This window comes from Streptomyces sp. NPDC013187 (assembly GCF_042899705.1).
Lineage (GTDB): Bacteria > Actinomycetota > Actinomycetes > Streptomycetales > Streptomycetaceae > Streptomyces > Streptomyces hawaiiensis_A.
In genome coordinates this window covers 282,414-305,751 of record NZ_JBIBAF010000003.1, presented here as the reverse complement: position 1 = coordinate 305,751, position 23,338 = coordinate 282,414, and the positions used below count along the sequence as shown (strand labels likewise).

Below are 23,338 nucleotides of genomic sequence, written 5' to 3'. Positions count from 1 at the left end.
CTTACTTGCGGATTACTTGCGGATCAGGCTGCGCAGCACGTACTGCATGATGCCGCCGTTGCGGTAGTAGTCCGCCTCGCCGGGGGTGTCGATGCGGACGACCGCGTCGAACTCGACGCCGGTGTCGGTGGTGACCTTCACCGTGCGCGGGGTGGTGCCGTTGTTGAGCTCCTCGACGCCGGTGAAGTCGAAGGTCTCCTCACCGGTGAGGCCGAGGGACGCGGCCGACTGGCCCTCCGGGAACTGCAGCGGCAGGACGCCCATGCCGATGAGGTTCGAGCGGTGGATGCGCTCGTAGGACTCGGCGATGACGGCCTTGACGCCCAGGAGCGCGGTGCCCTTGGCGGCCCAGTCGCGGGACGAGCCGGAGCCGTACTCCTTGCCGGCCAGGACGACCAGCGGGATGCCCTGCTCGATGTAGTTGCGCGAGGCGTCGTAGATGAACGACACCGGGCCGCCGTCCTGCGTGAAGTCGCGGGTGTAGCCGCCCTCGGTGCCCGGCGCGATCTGGTTGCGCAGGCGGATGTTGGCGAACGTACCGCGGATCATGACCTCGTGGTTGCCGCGGCGCGAGCCGTAGCTGTTGAAGTCGCGGCGCTCGACGCCGTGCTCCGTGAGGTACTGGCCGGCCGGGGTGTCGGCCTTGATGGCGCCGGCCGGGGAGATGTGGTCGGTGGTGACCGAGTCGCCCAGCTTGGCGAGCACCCGGGCGCCGGAGATGTTCTCCACCGGGGCCGGCTCGTGGGCCATGCCCTCGAAGTACGGGGGCTTGCGGACGTAGGTCGACTCGGCGTCCCACTCGAAGGTGTTGCCGGTCGGGATCGGCAGCGCCTGCCACTGGGCGTCGCCCGCGAAGACGTCCGAGTAGGACTTGGCGAACATGTCCTCGCCGATGGCGTTGGCGACGACGTCGTTCACCTCGGCCTCGGAGGGCCAGATGTCCTTCAGGAAGACCGGGTTGCCGTCCTGGTCGGTGCCCAGGGCGTCCCGGGTGATGTCGACCTTCATGGAACCGGCGAGCGCGTAGGCCACGACCAGCGGCGGGGACGCCAGGTAGTTCATCTTGACGTCGGGGTTGATGCGGCCCTCGAAGTTCCGGTTGCCGGAGAGGACCGAGGTGACCGCGAGGTCGTGGTCGTTGACGGCCTTGGAGACCTCCTCCGGCAGCGGGCCGGAGTTGCCGATGCAGGTGGTGCAGCCGTAGCCGACGAGGTTGAAGCCGACCTTGTCGAGGTAGGGGGTCAGGCCCGCCTTCTCGAAGTAGTCGGTGACGACCTTGGAGCCGGGGGCGAGGGTGGTCTTGACCCACGGCTTGCGGGTCAGGCCCTTCTCCACCGCCTTCTTGGCCACCAGCGCGGCGGCGACCATGACGTACGGGTTGGAGGTGTTGGTGCAGGAGGTGATGGCCGCGACCGTCACCGCGCCGTGGTCGATCTCGTACGACGTGCCGTCGGGGGCGGTCACGGTGACCGGGTTGGACGGGGCGCCGTTCGGGATCGTCGAGGGCGCGTCGGAGCCCGGGAAGGACTCCTTGCTGGCCTCGTACTCGTCGTTGACGTAGTTGCGGACGTCCGTCTTGAACTGCTCGGCGGCGTTCGCGAGGACGATGCGGTCCTGCGGGCGCTTCGGACCGGCGATGGACGGGACGACCGTGGCGAGGTCGAGCTCCAGCTTCTCGGAGAAGTCGGGCTCGGCGGCCGGGTCGAGCCAGAGGCCCTGCTCCTTGGCGTACGCCTCGACCAGGGCGAGCTGCTGCTCGCTGCGGCCGGTGAGCCGCATGTAGTTGATCGTTTCGTCGTCGATCGGGAAGATCGCGGCGGTGGAGCCGAACTCCGGCGACATGTTGCCGATGGTGGCGCGGTTCGCCAGCGAGGTGGCGGCGACGCCCTCGCCGTAGAACTCGACGAACTTGCCGACGACGCCGTGCTTGCGCAGCATCTCGGTGATGGTCAGCACGAGGTCCGTGGCGGTGGTGCCGGCCTGGAGCTCGCCGGTGAGCTTGAAGCCGACGACGCGCGGGATGAGCATGGAGACCGGCTGGCCGAGCATGGCGGCCTCGGCCTCGATGCCGCCGACGCCCCAGCCGAGGACGCCGAGGCCGTTGACCATGGTGGTGTGCGAGTCGGTGCCGACCAGGGTGTCCGGGTAGGCCTTGCCGTCGCGGACCATCACGACACGGGCCAGGTGCTCGATGTTCACCTGGTGGACGATGCCGGTGCCGGGCGGGACGACCTTGAACTCGTCGAAGGCGGTCTGGCCCCAGCGCAGGAACTGGTAGCGCTCCTTGTTGCGGCCGTACTCCAGGTCGACGTTCTGCTTGAAGGCGTCGTTCGTGCCGAACTTGTCGGCGATGACGGAGTGGTCGATGACCAGCTCGGCCGGCGCCAGCGGGTTGATCTTCGCCGGGTCGCCGCCCAGCTCCTTGACGGCCTCACGCATGGTCGCGAGGTCCACGACGCAGGGAACGCCGGTGAAGTCCTGCATGATCACGCGGGCCGGCGTGAACTGGATCTCCTGGCTTGGCTGGGCCTGCGAGTCCCACCCGCCGAGGGCACGGATGTGGTCGGCGGTGATGTTCGCGCCGTCCTCGGTGCGGAGCAGGTTCTCCAGCAGGACCTTGAGGCTGTAGGGCAGGCGGGCCGAGCCCTCCACCTTGTCCAGCCGGAAGATCTCGTACGACTCGTCGCCCACCTGCAGCGTGCTGCGGGCGTCGAAGCTGTTCGCCGACACGACAGTCTCCTTCATTGATGTGCGCGTACCACCACGATCCTGCCGCCACGGCATCTTGGCCGATCCGCTAAGGTAAGGCTAAGTTAGGTAACCCTTACCGCCGGATTGATGGCGGCGTGCGGCTGCGGTGCTCTCTCGGCAGATATCTCGATGTCGAGATAACTCTAGTACACGAGCGCCGGATGGTCATGCCCCGGCGCCCGCCGTGCGGTCATGCGCGCCCTTTTCCCGGGTATCCGAACCGGGTACCCACGCGCGACATCCACGCAAGACGGACATCCATGTAAGGCAGACATCCACGCAAGACGGAGGGGAGACAGGCATGCCGCTCACGTTCCGCAAGAGTTTCCGGATCCTTCCGGGGGTGCGACTGAACATCAACAAGCGCTCCTGGTCCATCACCACCGGCGGCGGAAAGAACGGCCCGCGCTACACCCGCAGCAGCACAGGACGTCGTACGACATCGATGGATCTGCCCGGACCTTTCGGGTGGCGGCGCACCACGAGGGAGCGTCGGCACTGAGGGGGCGGGGCGGGATTGACATCCCGTCACCCGTTCGGCCCCCCTGTCGGGCGGCATCTCATATCTGAGATAACCTCAGCCTCATGGCAGACGACTACCTCGTACGCATCGGCAAGCTCATCCGTGACGCCCGGCAGCACCGTGGCTGGACGCAGTCGCAGCTGGCCGAGGCGCTCGGCACCAGCCAGAGCGCCGTCAACCGGATCGAGCGCGGCAACCAGAACATCAGCCTTGAGATGATCGCGCGCATCGGGGAGGCCCTCGACAGCGAGATCGTGTCGCTCGGCTATGCCGGTCCGATGCATCTGCGGGTGGTCGGCGGGCGCCGGCTGTCCGGCGCCATCGACGTGAAGACGAGCAAGAACGCGTGCGTGGCGCTGCTGTGCGCCTCACTGCTCAACGAGGGGCGCACGGTGCTGCGCCGCGTCGCCCGCATCGAGGAGGTGTACCGCCTCCTGGAGGTGCTGAGCTCCATCGGCGTGCGCACCCGGTGGATCAACGACGGCGTCGACCTGGAGATCGTGCCGTCGGCCGAGCTGAACCTGGCGGCGATCGACGCGGACGCGGCCCGCCGCACCCGCTCCATCATCATGTTCCTCGGCCCGCTGCTGCACCGCATGGACCAGTTCAAACTGCCCTACGCCGGCGGCTGCGACCTCGGCACACGCACGGTCGAACCGCACATGATCGCGCTACGCCGCTTCGGCCTGGACATCGCCGCCACCGAGGGCCAGTACCACGCCCGGGTGGACCGCGCGGTCAGCCCCGACCGTCCGATCGTCCTGACCGAACGCGGCGACACGGTCACCGAGAACGCCCTGCTCGCGGCCGCCCGGCACGACGGCATCACCGTCATCCGCAACGCCTCGTCCAACTACATGGTCCAGGACCTCTGCTTCTTCCTGGAGGCCCTCGGCGTCAAGGTCGACGGCATCGGCACCACCACCCTCACCGTGCACGGCGTGCCCACCATCGACGTCGACGTGGACTACTCCCCCTCCGAGGACCCGGTCGAGGCGATGAGCCTGGTCGCCGCGGCCGTCGTCACCGAGTCGGAGCTGACGGTGCGCCGGGTGCCGATCGAGTTCCTGGAGATCGAGCTGGCCGTGCTGGAGGAGATGGGCCTCGACCACGACCGCACGCCCGAGTACTTCGCCGACAACGGCCGCACCCGCCTGGTGGACCTGACCGTACGGCCCTCCAAGCTGGAGGCGCCGATCGACAAGATCCACCCCATGCCGTTCCCCGGCCTGAACATCGACAACGTCCCGTTCTTCGCGGCCATCGCGGCGGTCGCCCAGGGCCAGACCCTCATCCACGACTGGGTCTACGACAACCGCGCGATCTACCTGACCGACCTGAACCGCCTCGGCGGCAGGCTCCAGCTCCTGGACCCCCACCGCGTCCTGGTCGAGGGCCCGACCCGCTGGCGCGCCGCCGAGATGATGTGCCCGCCGGCCCTGCGCCCCGCGGTGGTCGTCCTGCTGGCGATGATGGCGGCGGAGGGCACGTCGGTGCTGCGCAACGTGTACGTCATCAACCGGGGTTACGAGGACCTGGCGGAGCGACTGAACTCGATCGGGGCACAGATCGAGACGTTCCGGGACATCTGAACAAAGGTCTGCACTCAGCCCAAACGCTTCTCCCTGCCGGAGCCCCGAGGCTGCGCCGCTCTCGCCGAGGATCCGATGGCGATCGGCGAGAGCGTTTCGTACGGCCGGCACACGCTCAAGCGGCCAAGCCTCGGCCCTGCCTTGCGCTGGTGCCGGCGGGCGTACGGTACGTCCGCGGCACGGGCGGCGGGCAATGCGTTGATCTGTGTAGCCGGCCAGGCGGAACTCCCGCCTACCGCGAGGCCCACCCGCACTGTCATCCGGCGCGGCACCTGGACGTGGGTCGAGCCCGGCGCACACGCCCCCGTGCGGAGAGCCTTCCGCATCGTGGCTTCCCCTGACACCCGCAAATCGACTCCGCGATAAATATCAGCGCGATCGCACCCTGATGACCACGAATCGAGTACCCAAAAATCGCGGCGAGGTGAAGCAGTACGATCACTAGCGATAATTCTCGATCACCTCGGCATGGCCCTTTGCTTGGCCGCGTTAAGCTGGCTTCCTTGCAGAACTTTCCCTCAACAAGGGCGACGTTCAGTTGACGCAGCAGCAAAATTCGGCGGAGAGCAACGATCCAGAGCCGCGCGGTTCCGGCGACGCCCGACCCAAGTGGTATCGCCGCACAGGTTTCATCACCGCTATATCCGCCATCACGGTCGGAGTCGTCGGGGGATGGCTGCAACAGGGAGGTATCAGTTTGGTGACCACCCTCTTCAGCGAAGAGCAACCCATCGGCCCCACCGTGACCTCTACGGCAGGAGCCCAAGGCGGTTTCTGGAGCAGCGACCCCACCATCTGCCACACCTGGCTCTTCCGGAAGGATCCAAAGCCTTTTGAAAGAAAAATGAACAAACTACTGCACGGACACAAGAAGACTCAGGGTGACGTGAGCCTCGAGGAGGAGAAATATCAGCATGACGTCCTCGAGAAGGCACTCACCGACTATGGGGCTGAGCCGCTCACCGGATATTGGGTGGACGTCACCGTGCAAGGCAGGGACAACAACTCCATCCTCCTCACAGGGCTAGACATTGCTGTAGAGGAGCACAGGAAGGAGATCCCTGGCACGTTGGTGGACATCAACTCGGGGTGCGGCGCAGGGGCACCACCACGAATCTACGTTGTGGACCTGGACGCGAAACATCCACGTCCCACCCTTTCCAAAGAAGATCCACATACCGGCGAAATGAAACCCGACAAGGATGGAACGCCGTTCCCATACAAGGTGAACTCTTCAGAACCGGAGGTTCTGCATCTGATCGCCACCACTGACTCATACGCGACATGGACGGCTGAACTTCACTGGGTTTCAAAGGGACGCAAAGGAAGTACAGTGATCGACAACAAAGGGAAGCCGTTCAGTTCCTACGACAGGTCGAAAATGGCCCGGGTTGAGTACTCACTCTTCGACCGTGCCCTGACCAGGTATTAGCGAGCTCATACGCCGCCCCGCCGCCAGCCGAGCCATCGCACTGCACACCAAGCAGTCCGGGGCATGTCAGCGGTCCCTCTCGCCGTCATGTCCGTGCACCGAGTACAGCTGCAGGGCGAACCCCAACACCTCCCACCACGTGTCGGCTACGCCTCCTGCCCTCTCACTCTCCCCGCGCGCATGTCGTGCGTGAGCTATCCTCCGCGCATGCGCGGACAGTTCACCGGCTGGCCGGAGCAGGCCATGGACGTGTTGTGGCAGCTCCAGGGCGAACCGACCCACGCGACCCGCGAGCGCTACCGCACGGACCGCGAACGCCTGATCCGGCAGCCGATGATCGCCCTGCTCAACGAGGTAGCGGACACCGACCCCCGGTACGAGGACTTCTCCGTCTGGCACTACCGCACCGACTCCTGGTGGTGGCAGCACCAGTGCGCGGTGATCCGGCTCGGCCGCAAGATCGAGATCGGTCTCCGGCTCTCCCTGGACGGCCTGCGGATCCAGGGCGCCTGGTGGTACCCCGACCCAGGTCAGGTGGACATGTTCCGCAAAGCCGTGGCCTCCGAGAGGAGCGGCCGCGAACTGTCCGCCATCGTCGAGGACGTGCGGAAGCAGGGCTACGACATCTCCGGGGACGTGATGAAACGGCCCCCGCGCGGCTATCCGGCGGACCACCCCCGCCAGTACCTGCTGCGCCACCGTTCGCTCATCGCCGCACAGGCCCTCGGCTGCGAGGAGTGGCTGCACACGCCCGAGGCGGTCGCCCGGGTCCTCTCAGCCGCCGCCGACCTGGACGCCCTGCTGATGTGGCTGGTCCGCCACGTGAAGCACGCCGCCTGACATCACGAGATCGAGCTCCAGGGCCGCCGGGAGGGTCTCGGTAGATCCCCCGTCGGACCGCTCACGCGCAACGGCATGGCCTTCTCCGAGCACACCCCCATGATGGGCCTGGCGCCACTCCCACCAGGCCCAGCGGCCAGTCACGGAACGAAGACGACGCTCAACAACCGGTCCCCGCCGGGAGGTCGGCGACCGCGTCCCCTACTGCGGTCGCATCAGGTGCAAGTCCTCACCCCATGCGTCCAGCACCGCGCTGTGCCCGGATCGCCGGGCCACCGCCTCGACCTTGGCGAAGAGGCGCCGCTGGGTCGACACATCACCTGTCGCCGAGATGCTGTCCGCAGCGTCGAGCAGCTCGGCGGTGTCCCAGCCGGGCAATGGAAACCGGGCGAGCTCCCATTCCAGATACTTGTTGAACGGGCGGGGCCGACGGTCGAAAGCGAAAAGCAACTCGAACAGGAATCGGATGCTGTCGGCGGCATCGAGCCTGGATGCAAGCGCATGACCGTCTCGCGCGTTCTTGACCGAGCGGTAGAGGGAGTTGGAGTAGGCATCGAGCCATTTGTCCGCCTCTTGGAAGGCTTCATCGGCGCCGAGCCGTGCCTTGTCAGCGAGGATCCGGGCGATACCGCCGTCGAGCCGGTCGAGTACAACCACGCCCCGCGCGAGTGCGTAGCGATCGAAGTCTGGCATTCCAGCGGTGCCGCGGAACTCGTCCAGGGAGACGATCACGAGGTCGAGCTCCGTGGTGCGGTGACCAGCGAACCGGGAGAGGTCCGTCTTCCTGCCATCGTCGAGAACGACGTACAGGTCATGGTCGGAGTGCTCGGTGGTCATGCCCTGGTGGGCCCGAGAACCCTTCAGGACGAGGCCGACGACAGCCGGGTCAGCGGTCGCGAGTTCAACGAACGCGTCGTAGGTGAGGGCCTTCTGAGCAGTCATGGTCGACTCCGGGTGTGATGATGATGGGAATGCCAGCCACGCGGTCCCGAACGCACCGGGCCACTCACCGTCTACAGCGTGGCTCAGCCGCCGCCCGCAGGAATACGACGGGAACGGAACAGGTGCTCTGCGCCTGTAGTCACGGACACGTGCCTTGCGCACGCTCAGAGTGTTGCCATCAACTCGCTTCGACCCACTCTTCGACGAAGGCGCATAGCCGGCGAATCAAGCTCAGGCAGGAGGCGGGGTCCGTGGTGTCCTGCATGTGGAATGCACCCTGGAGCCGCTGTTTCCCCGAGGCGTTCACGGAACTCGGTCCGGCGGGAGACAGCCACGAGCCACGCCGCAGTTCTCCGCTCGCGCCACCCGCCCTCAAGGGGCAAGCTGCCGCTGAGCTTCATGTAGCGCCCCTCGGGCGTGACATAGCGGCGAACCAGAGCCGGCAGTTCGGGATGCTCGTGGGCATGGCGCAAGCGCGCCAGGGCGCAGAGGTCGGTCACGCGCATGGGGCCGATCCTGCCTGTCGGGTGTGCAACGAGGCCACCCTCTTTTTGAGGTTGCGCCGCCGGGCCAGGGAGAGTGGCGCGGCACCTGGGCGGCCTGCAGGCCCGCAACGCTGCCGCCTTGCGCTGACGGCCGTCGCTCCGGCGTCGATGAGCTGCATTGACGCGCGATCGGCATGCCGACTGGCTTTCCAGTCACCCCTCGGGGCTCTGACCGGCCCGGATCGCCGCCCCGCTCAGAACGGTCTTCACCCCGAGTACCGGGTTGAGAGGCTCCACGAGCTCTGCGACGGCGACGGCCACGAGGCGGGCGGGTGCATCACCCTCCAGCAACGCGCTCACGTACTCGATGGCCTCCGCGGGCGAGAGCACAGGCAGCCTTTGGCGCAGTGTCCGCACAGCATGCATCCGTCCGCGCGCGGCGGCGACTTCGCACAGCGCATCGTGTAGATCGTCTACCGCGGTGCGCACCGGCAGCCCACGTACCCGGGCCCGATAGTCGGCCTCCCACTCCCCGGTCACCGCCGAGACGACGCCTATCGCGTGCAGTCCGCCGTCGACGCGGTCGACCAGGTACGGCCCGTTACCGCCCAGCATGAACTCCGGGTTCCGGGTGCGTACGAACTCCTCGGAGGTCCAGAAGACGATCCACACCAGCTCGTGCTCCTCGACATCGACCACAGCCATCCGCATCGCGTCCACACCCGCGGCCCGGAACTGCTGATAGTCGCGCTCCAGTTGGTCCTCGACAGCCCGAACGGCGGCCTCTCGTTCGATCACGCATGCAGCTTCCCGCACGGACCTCATTCTCGACCAGCGAAAGCACACGGCCCAGGGTCACCTACGAGGGGGCTGGCGGACCGCCTCGGCCTGGAATACGACAGCCATGGAACGTCAGGGGCGCCGCAGCGGCGGACCAGACCAGGTCGACGGCCAGGGTGGACTGCCCGAAGTGCTGGACGACGATCACCGGACCGGCCGCGGACCGGTCGCCCGGAGCAATCCGATGGCCGGATTGGACAGGGTCGGCCCCGGTCGCGAGCCAGCCGAGCGCGGGAAGGGATCGGGTGGGGCGCCACGTGCATTGAGCACACGGCGCGCACTGCAACCAGACCACGCCTTGCGGTCTAACCGTCGCCGTGATGCTCGGACAGCACCTGCGCAGCGGGGATCGGTATACCCCCCTTGACGGCCAGTGCGGACGAGCGGCCGGCGAACGCGGGAAGGACACATCCAAGGGGGGCGTTCCGCGCTCAGGCGCCGTCGCGGCCGGCGCTCCAGAGTCGGGGAGGCATCGCCTGCTCGCATGCCCCAGACTCGAAGAAGGAGAGTGCCGGTCGATCGCGTGTAGGGGGCCGGGCCTGTGCATGACGTGCCGTTGTGGCTGTGGGCGGTGTTCGCCGTGACCGTGCTGGTGTCGCTGGCGGTGGATCTGCTCGCCCACCGGCAGGCACATGTCATCGGCTTTCGGGAAGCTGCCGCCTGGAGCGGGGTCTGGGTGGGTCTCGCCGTCGTCTTCGGCGCTGTTGTCTTTCTCGTGGTCGGCACCAGCGCAGGGGTGGAATACACCACCGCTTGGCTGCTGGAGAAGAGCTTGTCGGTCGACAACCTCTTCGTCTTCGCGCTGATTTTCGGCTACTTCAAGGTGCCCCGCGCCTACCAGCACCGCGTGCTCTTCCTCGGCGTCCTGGGCGCCCTGGTCTTCCGGGGCCTCTTCCTCGCCGCCGGCGTCGCCGTGGTCAGCCGCTTCACCGCCATCCTGTTCGTCTTCGCCGCCATCCTCTTTTACAGCACCTACAAAATCCTGAAAGAGGAGGACGACAGCTTCGATCCCGGCAAGAGCATCGCCGTCAAGCTGCTCCGCAAGGTCATTCCGGTGCGGGACGACTACGCGGGCACCCACTTCTTCGTCAAGGAAGCCGGCAAACGCGTCGCCACCCCGCTGCTGGCCGTCGTCGCCGCGATCGAGGCCGCCGACCTCGTCTTCGCCGTCGACAGCGTGCCCGCCGTCCTCGCCGTCAGCAGCGACGCCTTCATCGTCTACACCAGCAACGCCTTCGCCATCCTGGGGCTGCGCGCCCTGTACTTCATGCTCGCCGGTCTGCTCGACCGCTTCCACTACCTCAGCACGGGCCTGGCTCTCATCCTCTCCTTCATCGCCGTCAAGCTCATCCTCCAGGCATCCCACAAAACGATCAGCTCCGCCGTACCCGAGATCCCTTCACCCGTGAGCCTCGCCGTCATCGTCACCGTGCTGACCATCTCCGTCGCGCTCAGTGTGCTACGGCCCCCGACCACCCCCGACGGTGACCGCATCACCCCGGACGGCGTCCGCTCCACCGGCCCGGCCCCGGCCGATGACAGCCCGGGCACGGCAGGTCCGGAGTCCTCCGATCGGCAGAACACCGTCGAACCGCCTGACGCCAAGTGACCGGCCGGAGCCACTCCAGCCCGCGCCAGGGGCCCGGACCGAACCGCGAATAGTCGATTCAAAAGCCTCCCAAAAACGCGCAAAGTGGTCGTAAAATCGTTCCATGAACACGGAGCGGAAACCGCAGGAGACCAAGCCGTCCAGCCACGTCTGCCGCTCATGCAAGCAGCCGGTCGACACCGTGGTTGAACGGCACAAGACGATGGGCATGTACGTGCCGATCTGGGCCCCCGGCCCCTGCCACAACCCTCGATGCCGGCAGTACGTCCCCGAGCAGGCACCGGTCCGCGCCGTGCGCGTCAGCGCTCGGCGAACCTGATCGAGAGCGACGGACCGTGGCGGGAGGACACGCGCCCGGGTGGCACCGGGCGGAGGTCGCCGACGATGCCGCGGAGCGTCTCGCTTCGCCTGTCAGCTCGCACAATGAGTGGGACCCGCTGGAGGAGGTCATCGTCGGGCGCCTGGAGGGTGCGACGATCCCCTCCAGGCATCCGGTGGTGGCCTGCAACATGCCCCCGTGGGCGGCCCGGGTGCAGGGCCTCGTCGCCGGCTGCAGATATCCACGTGCGCTGATCGAGCAGGCCCAGCATGAGCTCGAGGAGTTCATCGTCCTCCTGAGGCAATCCGGCGTCACAGTTCGGCGCCCGGACACGGTCGACCACCGGCGCCGCTTCGGCACCCCCGACTGGACCTCACGCGGCTTCTGCAACACCTGCCCGCGCGACAGCATGCTCGTGATCGGCGACGAGATCATCGAGACACCGATGGCCTGGCCGTGCCGGTACTTCGAGACCCATTCCTACCGGCCGATACTGAAGGACTACTTCCGGCGCGGCGCACGCTGGACGGCGGCACCCAAGCCGCAGCTCACCGACGAACTGTTCCGGACGGGTTTCCGTACCCCAGGGCCTGGCGAACCCATGCGCTACATCCTCACCGAGTTCGAGCCCGTCTTCGACGCCGCGGACTTCGTTCGCGCGGGACGGGATCTGTTCGTCACCCGCAGCAACGTCACCAACCGTCTGGGGATCGAGTGGCTGCGCCGTCACCTCGGCGCCGAATATCGCATCCACGAGATCGAGAGCCGCTGCCGCACTCCCATGCACATCGACACGACGTTCGTCCCCCTCGCGCCCGGCAAGGCCCTCGTCAACCCCGAATACATCGACATCGACCGCCTTCCCGCAGTCCTCAGTTCGTGGGACGTCCTGGTCGCTCCCGAGCCCGACCCGATCCAAGACCGTCTTCTCGGCATCACATCGATGTGCGGCAGGTGGCTCAGCATGAACGTACTCATGCTCGACGACAAACACGTGGTCGCCGAGCGCCACCACACGAGCATGCTGCGTGCGCTCGAACGGTGGGGGTTCGAGCCGATCCCGTGCGACCTCCTCCACTACGCGCCGTTCGGCGGCTCATTCCACTGCGCGACGCTCGACACCCGCCGGCGCGGCACGCTCGAGTCGTACTTCAACTGACCGGGGTGAGTAACTGTCGAAGCCGCTTCGACTGCGGGGCGATCACAGCCTGGGGCGTGCCGGCCCGGTGATTCGACGGGCTGGTGCTTCAGTAAGCGCAGGTCGGCCCGTCACTCGTACCGGTACTTCAGCGAATCCGCCTCCGCCTGCTCGATGTCGGCGATCGTCAGCTCCGGCATTCGCAGCTGGGCCAGCGTCACCTCGGCCGAGGTCGGCTGGGCGTCCGCCGGCAGCCACTGCTCCGGCTTCCACGCCCCGCTGCGCAGGAGCGACTTGGGGCAGTGCGGGTAGACCTCCTCGATCCCCAGCACCAGCGCACTGGCCGGCGGCTTGCCCACGGCGGTCAGCTGCGACAGCAGCTCCGGGCGGGTGGAGACGCAGGCCCGGCCGTTCACCCTGAGCGTCGTGGTGCGCCCCGGGATGACGAACAGCAGCCCGGCCCGTCCGGTGGCGATGACGTTCTGCAGGGTGTCCAGACGCTTGTTGCCGGTCGCGTCCGGTATCGCCACCGTCCGCGCGTCCAGGACGGCAACGAACCCGGCGGGGCCGCCGCGCGGGGAAACGTCACAGTTACCCTCGGCGTCCGCGCTGGCGACCAGGACCAGCGATGAGCAGCCGATCAACCGCCGGGTCTGCTCGGTGAGTTCGGTCATCTGCTTGCGTATGGCCGTGTCCTTCGGCAGTTCGTAGACCCGACGCAACGCGTCCTGATCGGGCACGGCGTCGAGGCGGAGCGAGTCGAAGGCACTGCCGGGAAGGGATGTCGTCATGCCACCGACCCTAAAGGGCAGGCCGACCCGCGACTGATCTTGGTCGGTGAGTACGGGGCCATGGAGACGGTCGCGCCGGCTGATCCCCCCAGCCGAACCGGCGGGCCGGCACGCCCGGAGATCCTTGCGGGTCGGCCCGTTGGGGCCGGGGACTCATAGGCGGTCCTGCGGATCTCCACTGCCTGACGGTCACACTCCGATGAGCTGCCCGAAGAATCGCCGGTGGGTCCCCCGGCATCGATGCCGGGGGACCCGCCTGCGTCATGACGCCGCTTCGTCCCTCACTTCCGCCGGTGCCGAAGCAGGCCCTTGACGACGAACACTCCGATGACTACGGCGACCAGCACGAAGAGGACTTGACCCCAGACAGGAAGGTCCGGGCCGCCTCCGGGAGCTGCTATCAGGGTCTGGTGCACAGTCGTTTGATCCTTTCGTTTGTCAGAAGCTCGTCCAGCGTCACCACGTGTACTTGGCCTTTGCGGAGCACTTGGGGTTGCTGGAGTACTCGGTAGAGGCGCCAGCGGCAGTGTCGCCCTGCGTGCTTGCCGAGGCCCGGTAGTACCCGGCCGAACACTCGACCTCTCCCGTGGCGCCGCTGTTGGCGTCGCTCCCGCTGGCTTCGACACCGCCGCTCACACCAGGGGTACCTGCTCCGAGGCTGAGGCTCGGATGAACTGACCCATCGTCATTGACAGTGATGCCACCGCCCAGGCACAGGTAGTAGCAGCCTTCGAGGTTGAAGCCGAACGATGCCAGTCCCGAGGGGTCGATGCGGTTGACGGGGTCGCCCTCGGCGTAGAGGTAGGGGTTCTTCTCCTGGCCGGAGGGGTCGACGCTGGTGAAGCGGCCGATGTTGGGGTCGTAGTAGCGGGCGGAGAAGTGGTACAGCCCGGTCGGGTCCTGGAAGCCGCCGGCGAACCGGTAGGGCTGGGAGACCTTCTCGGTGGTGGTGCCACGCTCGACGCCTCGGGGGCTGTAGGCGTAGGTGTTCACCTTGGTGCCGGTCTCGTCCGCGAGCGCGACGACGGAGCCGAGCGCGTCGGTGAGGTAGTAGTACGACTTACCCCCGGTCGTCATGGAGTTCAAGGTGCCCCCGGGTTCCCGGTTGAATCCCATGTCCACCCCGGCCGTGGTCTTGGCCGACAGGCCGAGCGGGCCGTTGTGGAAGAAGGTGTCGCCGAGCTTGATGCGCTCACTCTGATCGGTGGAGCCGTACTGGCCCGTGTAGGTCTTGCCTCCGACGGTGATCGACGTCAGCTGGCTGTAGTCGGACCAGGTCTCGCCGGTGCGGGTGCCCTCGGGCGTGGAGGCGCCGGCGGTCTCGTTGCCGATCTTGTCGTAGGACCAGTTGGCGGTGGAGCCGTTCTTGGCGGCGATCTGCTGGGCGTCGTTGATGGTGTAGGTGGTGCCGCGGGGGCAGCCGGGGTCGACACCCTGGCTGGTGAGGTTGCCGGCCTGGTCGTAGCAGTACTGCCAGGAGGAGTTCAGCGTGGTGCCCTTCTCCTCCTTGGCGTAGTAGAAGCGGCCGGCGCTGTCGTAGGTGTAGGTGGTCTTCAGCCCGGCGACCGCGTCGGTGCGGGTGCGGATCTTGGTGCCGTCCTTACCGGCGTTGGAGTAGGAGTAGGCGAGGTCGACCAGGGTGCCCTTGGGCGAGGTCGCCTTGATCTTCTCCGGTCGGCCGGACTCGTCCGGGGTGACCTCCTGGACCGTGCCGCCTGGATAAGTTGTCCTGGTCCGGAAGTCGTTGGCGTTGTACTTGAACGTGGTGGTCTTGCCGGTCGGGTCCTTCAGCTCGGCGAGCTTGTTGACCTCATTCCAGGTGAAGTCGGTGACGCCGGCCGGGTCCTCGTAGGTGTCGACGTTGCCCGCCGGGGTGTAGGTGAGCTTGGTCTGCGAGCCGTTCTGCAGGGTTCGGATCGCCTCCCGGGACAGCGGGTCGAACTGGTACTTGGTCACGCCGGTGGCGTCGTCGCGCTGTCTGAGGTTGCCGTCGCCGTCGTAGTGGTAGCGCACCATGGCGTTGGTGGAAGAGACGAGGACGACGCGGTCCCGGTTGTCGTACTGGTAGACCGTTTCGATGCCGCGTCCGTCGGTGACCGTCTTCGGCCGTCCCAGCGCGTCATAGGTGTAGACGGTGGCGCCGAGCGGGGCGGGCGGGGTGACCTTGGACAGGTTGCCCTTGGCGTCGTAGAGGAACGATGTCGAGACCGACTTGGTCGCCGACATGGTGGTCGTGACCTTGCAGATCTGGCCTTCGAAGCCGTTGCAGGTCGGTGTGGCGGGGTTGTAGTCGAAGGTCCGCTTGCCTCCGCCGGTGCCCGTCACCGCGACGGTCTTGGTGTTGCCGGCCGTGTCGTAGGTGTAATCGGCCTTCTCGCCGTCGGCACTGGTAGCCGTGCCGGGCAGGTCCGCGCCGGAGATGGTCTGATACCCGGTCAGTGATGCGGTGGCGCCGGTAGGCAGTTCCGCGGAGGTGGGGTTGTTGCGGGAGTCCCAGCCGTAGTCGATGACGTTCCCGGCCGCGCCCCCGACGCCCATGGCGTCCTCGGCGGTGTCGATGTTGTGGTTGGCGTCGAAGGCGCTCTTGCGGGTGTGCCCGAGTGCGTCGGTGACCTTGGTGACCCCGCCGTCCACGTTGTGCTCGTGCTGCGTGGCATGCTGCTCGGGGTCGGTGACCGTCGTCGTCCCGGCTGCCGACGGGTCGGTGCTCGAGTAGGCGTAGGCGTACGTGGGCCCTGTGTGGCCAGAGCCGTCGAAGTCGGTGGCCCGCAGCATGGACCGCACGCGGTTCCGGTCGTCGTAGGTGAAGACCGTGACCCGTCCCTCGGGTGTCGTGATCTTCGTCAGGCGGCGGGAGGAGTCGTAGCCGAAGAGGGTCGGCTTGCCCTCGGTGTCGGTGGTCTTGGCCAAGTCGCCGGCGGCGTTGAGGTCGAAGACGGCGGTGCGGCCGGTGTGGTCCTTGGCCTGCCATTGACTCGCGTCGGTCTTGACCAGGTCGATCCAGCGCCCGGATCGGGTCTCGGTCAGTTTGAAGCCCTTGTGCTCGGTTCCCTCGTCGTGCTGTTCGACGGTGGTGGTGCCCTTGTTCTTGTCCGTGACCTTGGTCAGTGTGCCGTGCTCGTCGTAGGTGTCCTTCGAGCCGGACTTCCGGTCGGTCAGCGTGTAGGTGCCATCGGCGTTCTTCTTCAGGTCCTTCGAGTAGCCCTTGGGCGTGGTGTAGGTGCCGTCGGTGTTCTCGGTGAAGCGGACGGTGGCGCCGGTGGCGTCGTAGAGAACGACCTCACTGGTGAAGAGATGCAGGTAGCGCTCGTACTCCTGCCACCACCGCTGGGACACCTTGCCCCACGGCGCGTCGAACGAGTTGTACGTCCGCGCCAGACGCAGCTTCTTGCCCACGCCGGCGATCTCGAAGTCGGTGGCGGCGAGCATCAGGTTGCCGGTGGAGAGATTGATCCTCGCCACCAGGGAGTCGGTGATCCGGAAGTCCGAGATCTTGTGCCAGGGCACCGCGCCCTGATCCTCCGGGACGTATACCGCAGCTGCGGCGTCGCCTGCCACCGACGCGGACGCGGTTTCCGGGGGCCTGGGTATCTCACCGGTGCGTGCACGCCCCTTCTGCTCCGCCCGCCACGCGGCCTGCTCCTTCGTCGGTTCGGCCTCCGCCTCACCGGGCACGGGCTGAGTCGTGCCGACCTTCACCGGCGGCATCGTGAAGTCGGTCTTCTTGCCCCACACCGACGTGGGCCCCGGATCCGCCGGCGAGGGCGCGGCTGACGCCGGTGCTGCCGGAACGACCAGCGACAGCGTCGCCAGTGCGGCTATAAGTCCGTAGCGCAATGATCTGCGGGCACGCCGGACAGGCGTGCCCGAGGCACGTGGATGCATGCATTCCCCCACAGCAAGTCAGACCCGGAGACCCCTACGGTCACCGAGGCCACACAACCTGTCACAAGAGGCACACAAGCTGACGCGCCCTGCCCGCAAACTGTCTTCACATGCGGCACGGAATCAGCCGCACCTCTTCCGGCTGTTTGACCTGCCGCACGCACGACAAGACCCCGCATTGCGGGACAATCTGGCCCTACGGCAAGGCAGTAGAGGCTTCTGGGATCGTCCGAAGGGTTGCTCGCCGGGCAGTCTGCCAGGGCTCTTGAAATGCCCCAGGGTGCCGGTTCGCCGTCACGGGAACCCGTCACCCTCGATCAGCACCGGTCAGAAAGTTTCCATACGGCAAGAAAATCCTCACAAGTCTCGCTAGGCTGAGCTTGGTTGCTCCAGACCACACCCGTTACCACGGCTCTCGTCTGTCCCTGTGGAACGACCGGTCGCCTTGGCTTATCGGATGGGGGCCAGTCATGCCTTGGGGGCGGAAACGAAGACGTCCTGCACCCGCACCGCAGCCGGAGAAGGATCCTCTGGCGTTCGAACTCACCCGCGCCGACTTCCAGACCCTGACCCGAGTGATCGAACATGCCAGGGAGTGTCTGGAAGCGGGAAGCAGCGCCGACCCACAGACGATCCGCAACGCCAGCGGAGCCGAGTTGCTGCCGTTGCTCTACTCTCGAGCCGGCGCCGCGCTCGCGTCCGGCGCCGGTGGTGTGCCCATGCTGGTCTGCGAGATCCGCCACGTGGCAGCCGCAGTGGTCAACCTGGAGTCCTACGAGGGGCACGAAGCCATGCTGTGTGAAGGGCACGCTCTCCTGGAGCGGCTGGCTGTGCTCGGCAGGCATGCACGGACGGGACGGACAGTGGACGGAATCCTCAGGTTGCCCCGGTCGGCTCCGCAAGCACCGTGCGGGTGACCGTGACCGTCGGCCACCGCCGACCGCCCCGTGTTTCGAGAGTCGGGATGACGGCGCCGCGCACCGAACCAGGGCGCCGCACGCCGCGTCGGACGGTCAGCGGTCAGCGGCCGACTCGCCCACGCGAGACGCTCGACCGGGGAACCCGCCCGGGCGTACCTCCCCTTCCTACTTCCGATCGACGAGGGGAGTGAACTCATCGACGTAGATCTTCGGTACCTGCGGAACCGGGCCCATGTCCTTCGAGCCGATCAGCGCATCATCCCGTCCGGTTCTGCCCGGCGGGACGTCCTGCAGCCAGAACCGGCTGAACGCGGTCCAGCCCTCACCGTCGGCGATGCTGATTTGGACCGAATACGTCGTATCCCGCTTGTTGGTGTTGGCGACCTCGACCTCGGTACGCACACCGCTGCTCTCCGGCGTGGCACGAACGACCAGGTCTCCGTACACCAGGACACGCGTACGGCCTTCGGAATGCACCGATGGCACAGGCGAGGGACGTGCCTGCGGACTGCCCTGCGCCGCGCTCGGAGAAACCGGCCGCCGCGAAGCGGGGGCCTTGTCAGCGGCGCCGTCCGTACACCCGGCGGCCAGCACGCACGCCGCGGTCAGGCACAGTGCCCGGATCATCCACCGGCCGGGCACTCCTGTGCCTGGCCTCACTGGGCGGAATCAGCCATCTGCTCGCGCGCGGCGGTGACTTCCTTGCCGTGCTGCTCCTGAATGCCGGTCAGCCGGCTCTTGTGGTCGGCGATCTGCTTGTCCTGGATCGCCGACTCCACACCGAACCAGATCTTCACCAGGTCCGTCTGCTTCTTGCAGTCGATGTCGTCGACCGCCAGCGCGATGGACTTCTGCGTCGGCTTCCCGTCGTTGGTGACGCCCTGGTCCATGGCCTTGTACGGATCGGCAAGTCCCGCGTGCCCCTTGCCGTCCATGCAGGACGACCACGCAGCGGTGGCCTTGACGACCTTGTCGTCCTTCATCGACTGCACCAGGCTGTCCCCGGCGAGCTGCGCCACGAAGGTCGGGTCGTCCTGCTTCACACCGAGCTGCTCCTTGGACCAGCCGACGCAGCCGCCCGTCTTCAGCTTCTTCCCGTTGTACTCCGCCCGAGCCGGCTTCGTGCCCCGGTTCGGGGCGGCCACCGGTCCTCCCGCCTTGACCGCGTTGGGCGGTTCGGGCTTGGTATGGCCGGTCAGGACCTCGACCTCGGCACCGGACAGATCACGCATGGGCTGCGTGGTGTGCTCCTGCAGGGCCGGAGGGAGCTCGTAGCCGTACTTCTCGGCCTCACCCCGGTCGGTGATGCCATAGCGGCGTTCGATGTTGGCATCGTTGTCGCTGGGGGGCGGGTTGGCGCCGGCTCGCGGCAGCGTCAGGTCGATGCCGTAGTCCTTCATGCAGGACTGCTGAAGATCGTCGGCGGCCTGCTCGACGGTGACCTGGTCCTCGTAGGAGGCCATGTATGCCTCCAGTGGAAGGGTCAGATCCTTGGTCAGGCCACTGGTGGGGATCTTCTCGGGCCAGTTCTCCTTGTTCACGATCGGTCTGCCGTCGGCCGCGTTCTGCGTGGTGTGCGCGCTCGTGCCGGCTGAGCAGGCGCTGACCAGGAGAGCTGAAGCGGTCAGGGCTACGGCGGTGGCGGTCCGCTTGAGGTTCTGCACGGGAGTTCCTTCTTACGCGAAGTGGGAGGATGCGTTGTTGTTCTTCAGGGCGGAGATCAGGTCGGTGATGTTGCAGTCTCCGTAAGGGCCGTTCTTCGCGAAGTACTGAGAGGTGCCGCCGTAGCCTGAGTTGTAATACACGCGGTAGTTGTCGTCCTCGGCGCAGTTCTGCACGGACGCCGCATTGTTCTTCATGTACTGGCCGTTGCCGTTGCCTCCGTTGCCGAAGACGTACCGGTAGGTCGTCAGTGACGAGCCCTCGTACTGACTTGTACCCCAGTGGTCGGACACGTTGCTGTAGAACGTGGTGTACGCCGACTTGATGTAGCCATCCTGGATGGCGATGTCCTTCGAGTTGTAGAACAGCCACAAATCACCGTACGAGCAGGTGATCCAGGGAACGTCGCAGTTGTCGCTGACGTTGTAGGTGGCCGCCTGGGCGGGTGCGGCGCCGAACAATAGCGCCGCACTCGCAGCAAGGACGGTTCCGGCCGCAGCCAGCTTGGTGCGGGCAGACTTGACTGCCATGATCACCCTCCCCCCGACCGGCGCCGGACGGCGTCGGTGACACGGTGTCAGTTACCGCCTGCACGGGCTTTTTCGCACCGTGCAATATCCGCGGACGGGCGAGAAGCTATCACCCCCCTGCGTAAAGGAAGGCACAAGAATTCGATGAGCAATTGTCAAGAGTTCTGGTTCGGGTGACGCGTGATGGGGCGGCGGCTCTTTCCACGCTCGACGAGGACTCCGCGTCGAACGTGGCCGCATGGTGCTCCACGCGCAGGACGTGGCCGCCGGAACGGCTGATCGCGGGGCGGGGCGTCGAGGAGCCCTTCACACGGGAGGCGCCCCCCTCCCACTCGGGCAGGCCCGTGCCCGGTCGGCGAAGCGGTGCAACGGGCACGACGGTGAATAAACGGACAGCGCATTCGCGCAGGTCAGAGGCTCAGGTCGGCGGAGCGCCGCAGGTCACAGCGCCCGCTGGTCCTTTGCCGGACGTCCGAAGGGGGCGCGTCCTCAGGTGTGGGCCCGCCGAAACGGGAAAGTCCGGCCGTGTGGACGCGCTCCTGCTGACCTTCGGGCACAGCACCGCCGGCCGGGACCGGATCGGCGAGCTGCTGCGCGATGCCGGTGTGACGGCCGTCGTGGACGTGCGGACCGCTCCCGGCAGCCGCCGGGATCCCGATCTGCTGCGGGAGCGGCTCGCCGAGTGGATGCCGGCGGCCGGCATCTCCTACCAGTGGGAACCCGCCCTCGGCGGGTTCCGTCCGCCGCCCGCGGACAGTCCGGACGTCGTGTGGCGCAACGAGTCCTTCCGCGGGTACGCCGCCCACACCCGCTCCCCCGAGTTCGTCGCGGCCATGGACCGGGTGCTGCGAGAGGCGGCGCACACGCGTACCGCCGTGATGTGCAGCGAGGCGGTCTGGTGGCGCTGCCACCGCCGGCTGATCGCCGACTTCGCGATGCTGGCCCGCGCTGTCCCTGCCCAGCACCTCATGCACGACGGGCGTCTGAGTGCCCATACGCCGACACCGGGAGCCCGTCTGCGCGACGACGGGCTCCTCGTGTACGACGCCCCCACCGGGCCGACGCGGGGCTGAGCCGTCAGTACAGCTTGTTCACCGCCGTCACCGTCGTGGCCTTGAAGTCCGCCACCTGGGCGTGCTGGAAAGTGCCCATCTGGCCCCACCGGACGATCGTCACGGTCGCGCCGTCGCGGCCGACCGAGAAGAGGCCGATGTCGGAGGAGCCCCAGGCCGAGGCGGTGTGGATGCCGTAGACGTCGGCGCCCTCCTCGACGTTCAGCCGGCCGTAGTACTTCTGCGTCGCGGTGATGTCGGGGTCCTGCTGCATCAGCTTCTTCGCGCAGCCGGCCAGGTCCTTGCGCAGCAGCGCCGCGAACTCCTTCGCCCACTGCTCGCTGCGCCCCTCGACCGTGAGCTGCTGGGCGTTCGTGTCGTACTCCGTCCAGTAGTCCCGGTGCGTGGTGATGGACGGCAGCGCGTCGCCCACGCACATCGGCAGCGGGTCGGGCTGGCCGGCGGTGACCGGACCGGCGTACCAGGGCGAGGCCGGGTGCGGCGGCAGCTCGGCCGGCTCCAGGAACCGGGGCGTGTCGGAGTCCGGCGCGGTGGCCGCGACGGCCGGCACGGCGGCTGCGGCGACACCGGCGACGGCCGCCAGCGCGGCCACGGCGGTACGGATGCCTCGGGTACGGATCTTCATGGTCTCCCCCATTGGTTTCCCCCGGCTTTCCCGGTCGGGTGCGCGGGCTTCTGCCCTTGCCCCCTGTACGACCCGGCACCGGCCGTATCCGTTGCCCTGTGGACCTGCTACGGATCCGTCCCGATTGTCACCGGCCCGCTACTGCGGACCGAGCCGCTCGCCGAGGGCGGCGACGGCGGCCGGGCCGTGGCCGGCGGCGAGGAGGGGGCCGCGGATGTCGCGCTCCGGTTCGGGGACGTAGCCGATCAGAACGTCGGCGGGGCCCTGGATACGGACCTCTCCGAGGACGGCGGGCAGGAGGAGGGTGCGGGCCCGGTCCAGCGGGCCCGTCCAGGAGCCGGCGGTGACGGTGACGGGGGCGCCCGCGTTGGTGAGGATCCGCACGGTGGAGAAGCGGTACGACCAGGGCGTCGCCGTGCCGGCGGACCAGCGTTCGAGGGCGAAGTGCGGGCCGGCGCAGAGCACGGTGCGTACGACGCCGTCGTCCTGGTGAACGCTGAGGCCGGGGTGGAACTCGGGTCGGGGGCCGGGGCGCCACTCGTCGAGGAGACGGTCGAGGTTGGCGTGCCACTCGTCGTCGGGGACGGGTGAGCCGTCCTCCATACGGCGGCGCATGGCGTGCTGCTGGATGTCGGACGTCTGCTCGATCTCGTACACGAGGGTGTCCGGGCCGAAGCTGTGCAGGGTGCCGCCGGGGACGTAGACGGTCTGTCCCGCGTGGACCGGCAGGCGGCGCATGACCGCGTCGAAGTCCTGCGCCAGCAGCGCCCGGTGCAGGGTGTCGCGGTCCACGCCGGGGCGTACTCCGACCAGGGCGGTGGCTCCCGGAGCGGCGTCCAGGACGTGCCAGGCCTCCGTCTTGCCGTGGGGTTCGCCCTCCAGGCGCCGGGCGGTGACGTCGTCGGCGTGCAGATGCACCGGGAGCGCCCCGCGGCCGTCGATGAACTTGGTGAGCAGCGGGAAACGGGGGCCGGGCGGGAGCCGGGAGCCGAGCAGTTCGACCGGGTGCTCGGCCATGACCTGCCTGAGAGTGCGCCCGGCGAGGGGGCCGTCCAGCACGGTCGAGGCATCGCCCTCGACGTCGCTGACTTCCCATGTCTCGGCGACCGGCCCGTCGGGCAGCCCGGTGCGGCCCAGCCGCTCGGCGATGGCCCGGCCGCCGAAGACGTGCTGCTTGACGGGGGTGGTGAGCCGCAGCGGATGCCAGTCCACGTCCCTCCTCGGACGGGTCGGTTGCCGGTCTCGCCCCGGAGTACCCCCGGGTCGAGGAGCACATGCGTGCGGCATCCGGCGGGCCCGTGACGAGCCGCGGACTCGCGGATGCCGCGCCTCGCGCCCGGCGCGCGCCGCTCGCCCGACCGTGATCCGCTTCACACCGCCC

Annotated in this window: 19 protein-coding genes and 2 pseudogenes; 9 read left to right on the top strand and 12 right to left on the bottom strand. The window is 67.6% G+C overall.

Translation table 11 applies throughout. The features are described from left to right. Nucleotides 1-12: 12 nt before the first annotated feature. Entirely contained in the window at nucleotides 13-2,730 is a 2,718-nt protein-coding gene (gene acnA / locus ACFY5B_RS07320; RefSeq protein ID WP_389965775.1) for an aconitate hydratase AcnA, read from the bottom strand. A 322-nt stretch (nucleotides 2,731-3,052) separates the two neighbouring features. Here acnA and ACFY5B_RS07315 point away from each other — a divergent pair, with 322 nt between their 5' ends. The 4 genes from ACFY5B_RS07315 (at nucleotide 3,053) to ACFY5B_RS07300 (ending at nucleotide 7,138) form a co-directional block, all read left to right on the top strand. Continuing rightward, entirely contained in the window at nucleotides 3,053-3,253 is a 201-nt protein-coding gene (locus tag ACFY5B_RS07315) for a DUF4236 domain-containing protein (protein WP_283970468.1), read from the top strand. An 83-nt stretch (nucleotides 3,254-3,336) separates the two neighbouring features. After that, the gene (locus ACFY5B_RS07310; protein WP_389965772.1) at nucleotides 3,337-4,866 is read left to right on the top strand and encodes a helix-turn-helix domain-containing protein; all 1,530 of its coding nucleotides are present in this window, start codon (nucleotides 3,337-3,339) and stop codon (nucleotides 4,864-4,866) included. 700 nt (nucleotides 4,867-5,566) lie between these two features. After that, the gene (locus ACFY5B_RS07305; protein ID WP_389965769.1) at nucleotides 5,567-6,298 is read left to right on the top strand and encodes a hypothetical protein; all 732 of its coding nucleotides are present in this window, start codon (nucleotides 5,567-5,569) and stop codon (nucleotides 6,296-6,298) included. A 207-nt stretch (nucleotides 6,299-6,505) separates the two neighbouring features. Beyond that, the gene (locus ACFY5B_RS07300; RefSeq protein WP_389965766.1) at nucleotides 6,506-7,138 is read left to right on the top strand and encodes a DUF2461 family protein; all 633 of its coding nucleotides are present in this window, start codon (nucleotides 6,506-6,508) and stop codon (nucleotides 7,136-7,138) included. A 201-nt stretch (nucleotides 7,139-7,339) separates the two neighbouring features. Here the strand turns inward: ACFY5B_RS07300 and ACFY5B_RS07295 are convergent, their stop codons facing one another. The 4 genes and pseudogenes from ACFY5B_RS07295 to ACFY5B_RS07280 form a co-directional block, all read right to left on the bottom strand. Beyond that, nucleotides 7,340-8,080: a hypothetical protein gene (locus tag ACFY5B_RS07295; protein ID WP_389965763.1), complete on the bottom strand. Its 741-nt coding sequence runs from the start codon at nucleotides 8,078-8,080 to the stop codon at nucleotides 7,340-7,342. 257 nt (nucleotides 8,081-8,337) lie between these two features. Continuing rightward, nucleotides 8,338-8,586: pseudogene (locus ACFY5B_RS07290) on the bottom strand (DUF6000 family protein); the annotation flags it as partial. Between the two features lie 192 nt (nucleotides 8,587-8,778). Next, complete coding sequence (locus ACFY5B_RS07285; protein ID WP_389965760.1) at nucleotides 8,779-9,363, bottom strand: YrhB domain-containing protein; 585 nt, start codon at nucleotides 9,361-9,363, stop codon at nucleotides 8,779-8,781. Nucleotides 9,364-9,484: 121 nt separating this feature from the next. Next, nucleotides 9,485-9,661, bottom strand: a pseudogene (locus ACFY5B_RS07280) (MFS transporter); the annotation flags it as partial. A gap of 285 nt (nucleotides 9,662-9,946) precedes the next feature. On the opposite strand from ACFY5B_RS07280, the gene ACFY5B_RS07275 reads away from it, so the two are divergent. The 3 genes from ACFY5B_RS07275 (at nucleotide 9,947) to ACFY5B_RS07265 (ending at nucleotide 12,492) form a co-directional block, all read left to right on the top strand. After that, nucleotides 9,947-11,014: a TerC family protein gene (locus ACFY5B_RS07275; protein WP_389965758.1), complete on the top strand. Its 1,068-nt coding sequence runs from the start codon at nucleotides 9,947-9,949 to the stop codon at nucleotides 11,012-11,014. A gap of 103 nt (nucleotides 11,015-11,117) precedes the next feature. Continuing rightward, nucleotides 11,118-11,333: a hypothetical protein gene (locus tag ACFY5B_RS07270; RefSeq protein ID WP_389965756.1), complete on the top strand. Its 216-nt coding sequence runs from the start codon at nucleotides 11,118-11,120 to the stop codon at nucleotides 11,331-11,333. A gap of 16 nt (nucleotides 11,334-11,349) precedes the next feature. Beyond that, nucleotides 11,350-12,492, top strand: coding sequence for an amidinotransferase (locus ACFY5B_RS07265; protein WP_389965753.1), 1,143 nt, complete (start codon nucleotides 11,350-11,352; stop codon nucleotides 12,490-12,492). 110 nt (nucleotides 12,493-12,602) lie between these two features. Here the strand turns inward: ACFY5B_RS07265 and ACFY5B_RS07260 are convergent, their stop codons facing one another. Further along, a complete protein-coding gene (locus ACFY5B_RS07260; protein WP_389965751.1) occupies nucleotides 12,603-13,262 on the bottom strand; it encodes an MSMEG_1061 family FMN-dependent PPOX-type flavoprotein in 660 nt (219 codons plus the stop codon). A gap of 456 nt (nucleotides 13,263-13,718) precedes the next feature. Then, entirely contained in the window at nucleotides 13,719-17,147 is a 3,429-nt protein-coding gene (locus ACFY5B_RS07255; RefSeq protein ID WP_389965748.1) for an RHS repeat-associated core domain-containing protein, read from the bottom strand. A 575-nt stretch (nucleotides 17,148-17,722) separates the two neighbouring features. On the opposite strand from ACFY5B_RS07255, the gene ACFY5B_RS07250 reads away from it, so the two are divergent. Beyond that, nucleotides 17,723-18,064 carry a hypothetical protein gene (locus tag ACFY5B_RS07250; protein WP_389965745.1) on the top strand — a complete coding sequence of 114 codons (342 nt, stop codon included), beginning with the start codon at nucleotides 17,723-17,725 and terminating at the stop codon, nucleotides 18,062-18,064. 168 nt (nucleotides 18,065-18,232) lie between these two features. Here the strand turns inward: ACFY5B_RS07250 and ACFY5B_RS07245 are convergent, their stop codons facing one another. The 3 genes from ACFY5B_RS07245 to ACFY5B_RS07235 are packed head-to-tail and all read right to left on the bottom strand — an operon-like array spanning nucleotide 18,233 to nucleotide 20,259. Next, on the bottom strand, nucleotides 18,233-18,694 hold the full coding sequence (locus ACFY5B_RS07245) for a hypothetical protein (RefSeq protein ID WP_389965742.1): 462 nt from the start codon (nucleotides 18,692-18,694) through the stop codon (nucleotides 18,233-18,235). A 29-nt stretch (nucleotides 18,695-18,723) separates the two neighbouring features. Further along, nucleotides 18,724-19,731 (bottom strand): hypothetical protein, encoded by a 1,008-nt coding sequence (locus ACFY5B_RS07240; protein ID WP_389965740.1) that lies wholly within the window; start codon nucleotides 19,729-19,731, stop codon nucleotides 18,724-18,726. Between the two features lie 12 nt (nucleotides 19,732-19,743). Further along, nucleotides 19,744-20,259, bottom strand: a complete 516-nt coding sequence (locus tag ACFY5B_RS07235; RefSeq protein WP_389965737.1) for a hypothetical protein — start codon at nucleotides 20,257-20,259, stop codon at nucleotides 19,744-19,746. 527 nt (nucleotides 20,260-20,786) lie between these two features. On the opposite strand from ACFY5B_RS07235, the gene ACFY5B_RS07230 reads away from it, so the two are divergent. Next, nucleotides 20,787-21,332, top strand: a complete 546-nt coding sequence (locus ACFY5B_RS07230; protein WP_389965734.1) for a DUF488 family protein — start codon at nucleotides 20,787-20,789, stop codon at nucleotides 21,330-21,332. 4 nt (nucleotides 21,333-21,336) lie between these two features. Here ACFY5B_RS07230 and ACFY5B_RS07225 read toward each other — a convergent pair whose 3' ends face one another. Both ACFY5B_RS07225 and ACFY5B_RS07220 read right to left on the bottom strand, forming a co-directional pair. Then, on the bottom strand, nucleotides 21,337-21,969 hold the full coding sequence (locus ACFY5B_RS07225) for a hypothetical protein (protein ID WP_389965731.1): 633 nt from the start codon (nucleotides 21,967-21,969) through the stop codon (nucleotides 21,337-21,339). 126 nt (nucleotides 21,970-22,095) lie between these two features. Beyond that, a complete protein-coding gene (locus ACFY5B_RS07220; protein ID WP_389965728.1) occupies nucleotides 22,096-23,169 on the bottom strand; it encodes a type I phosphomannose isomerase catalytic subunit in 1,074 nt (357 codons plus the stop codon). Nucleotides 23,170-23,338: the final 169 nt, after the last annotated feature.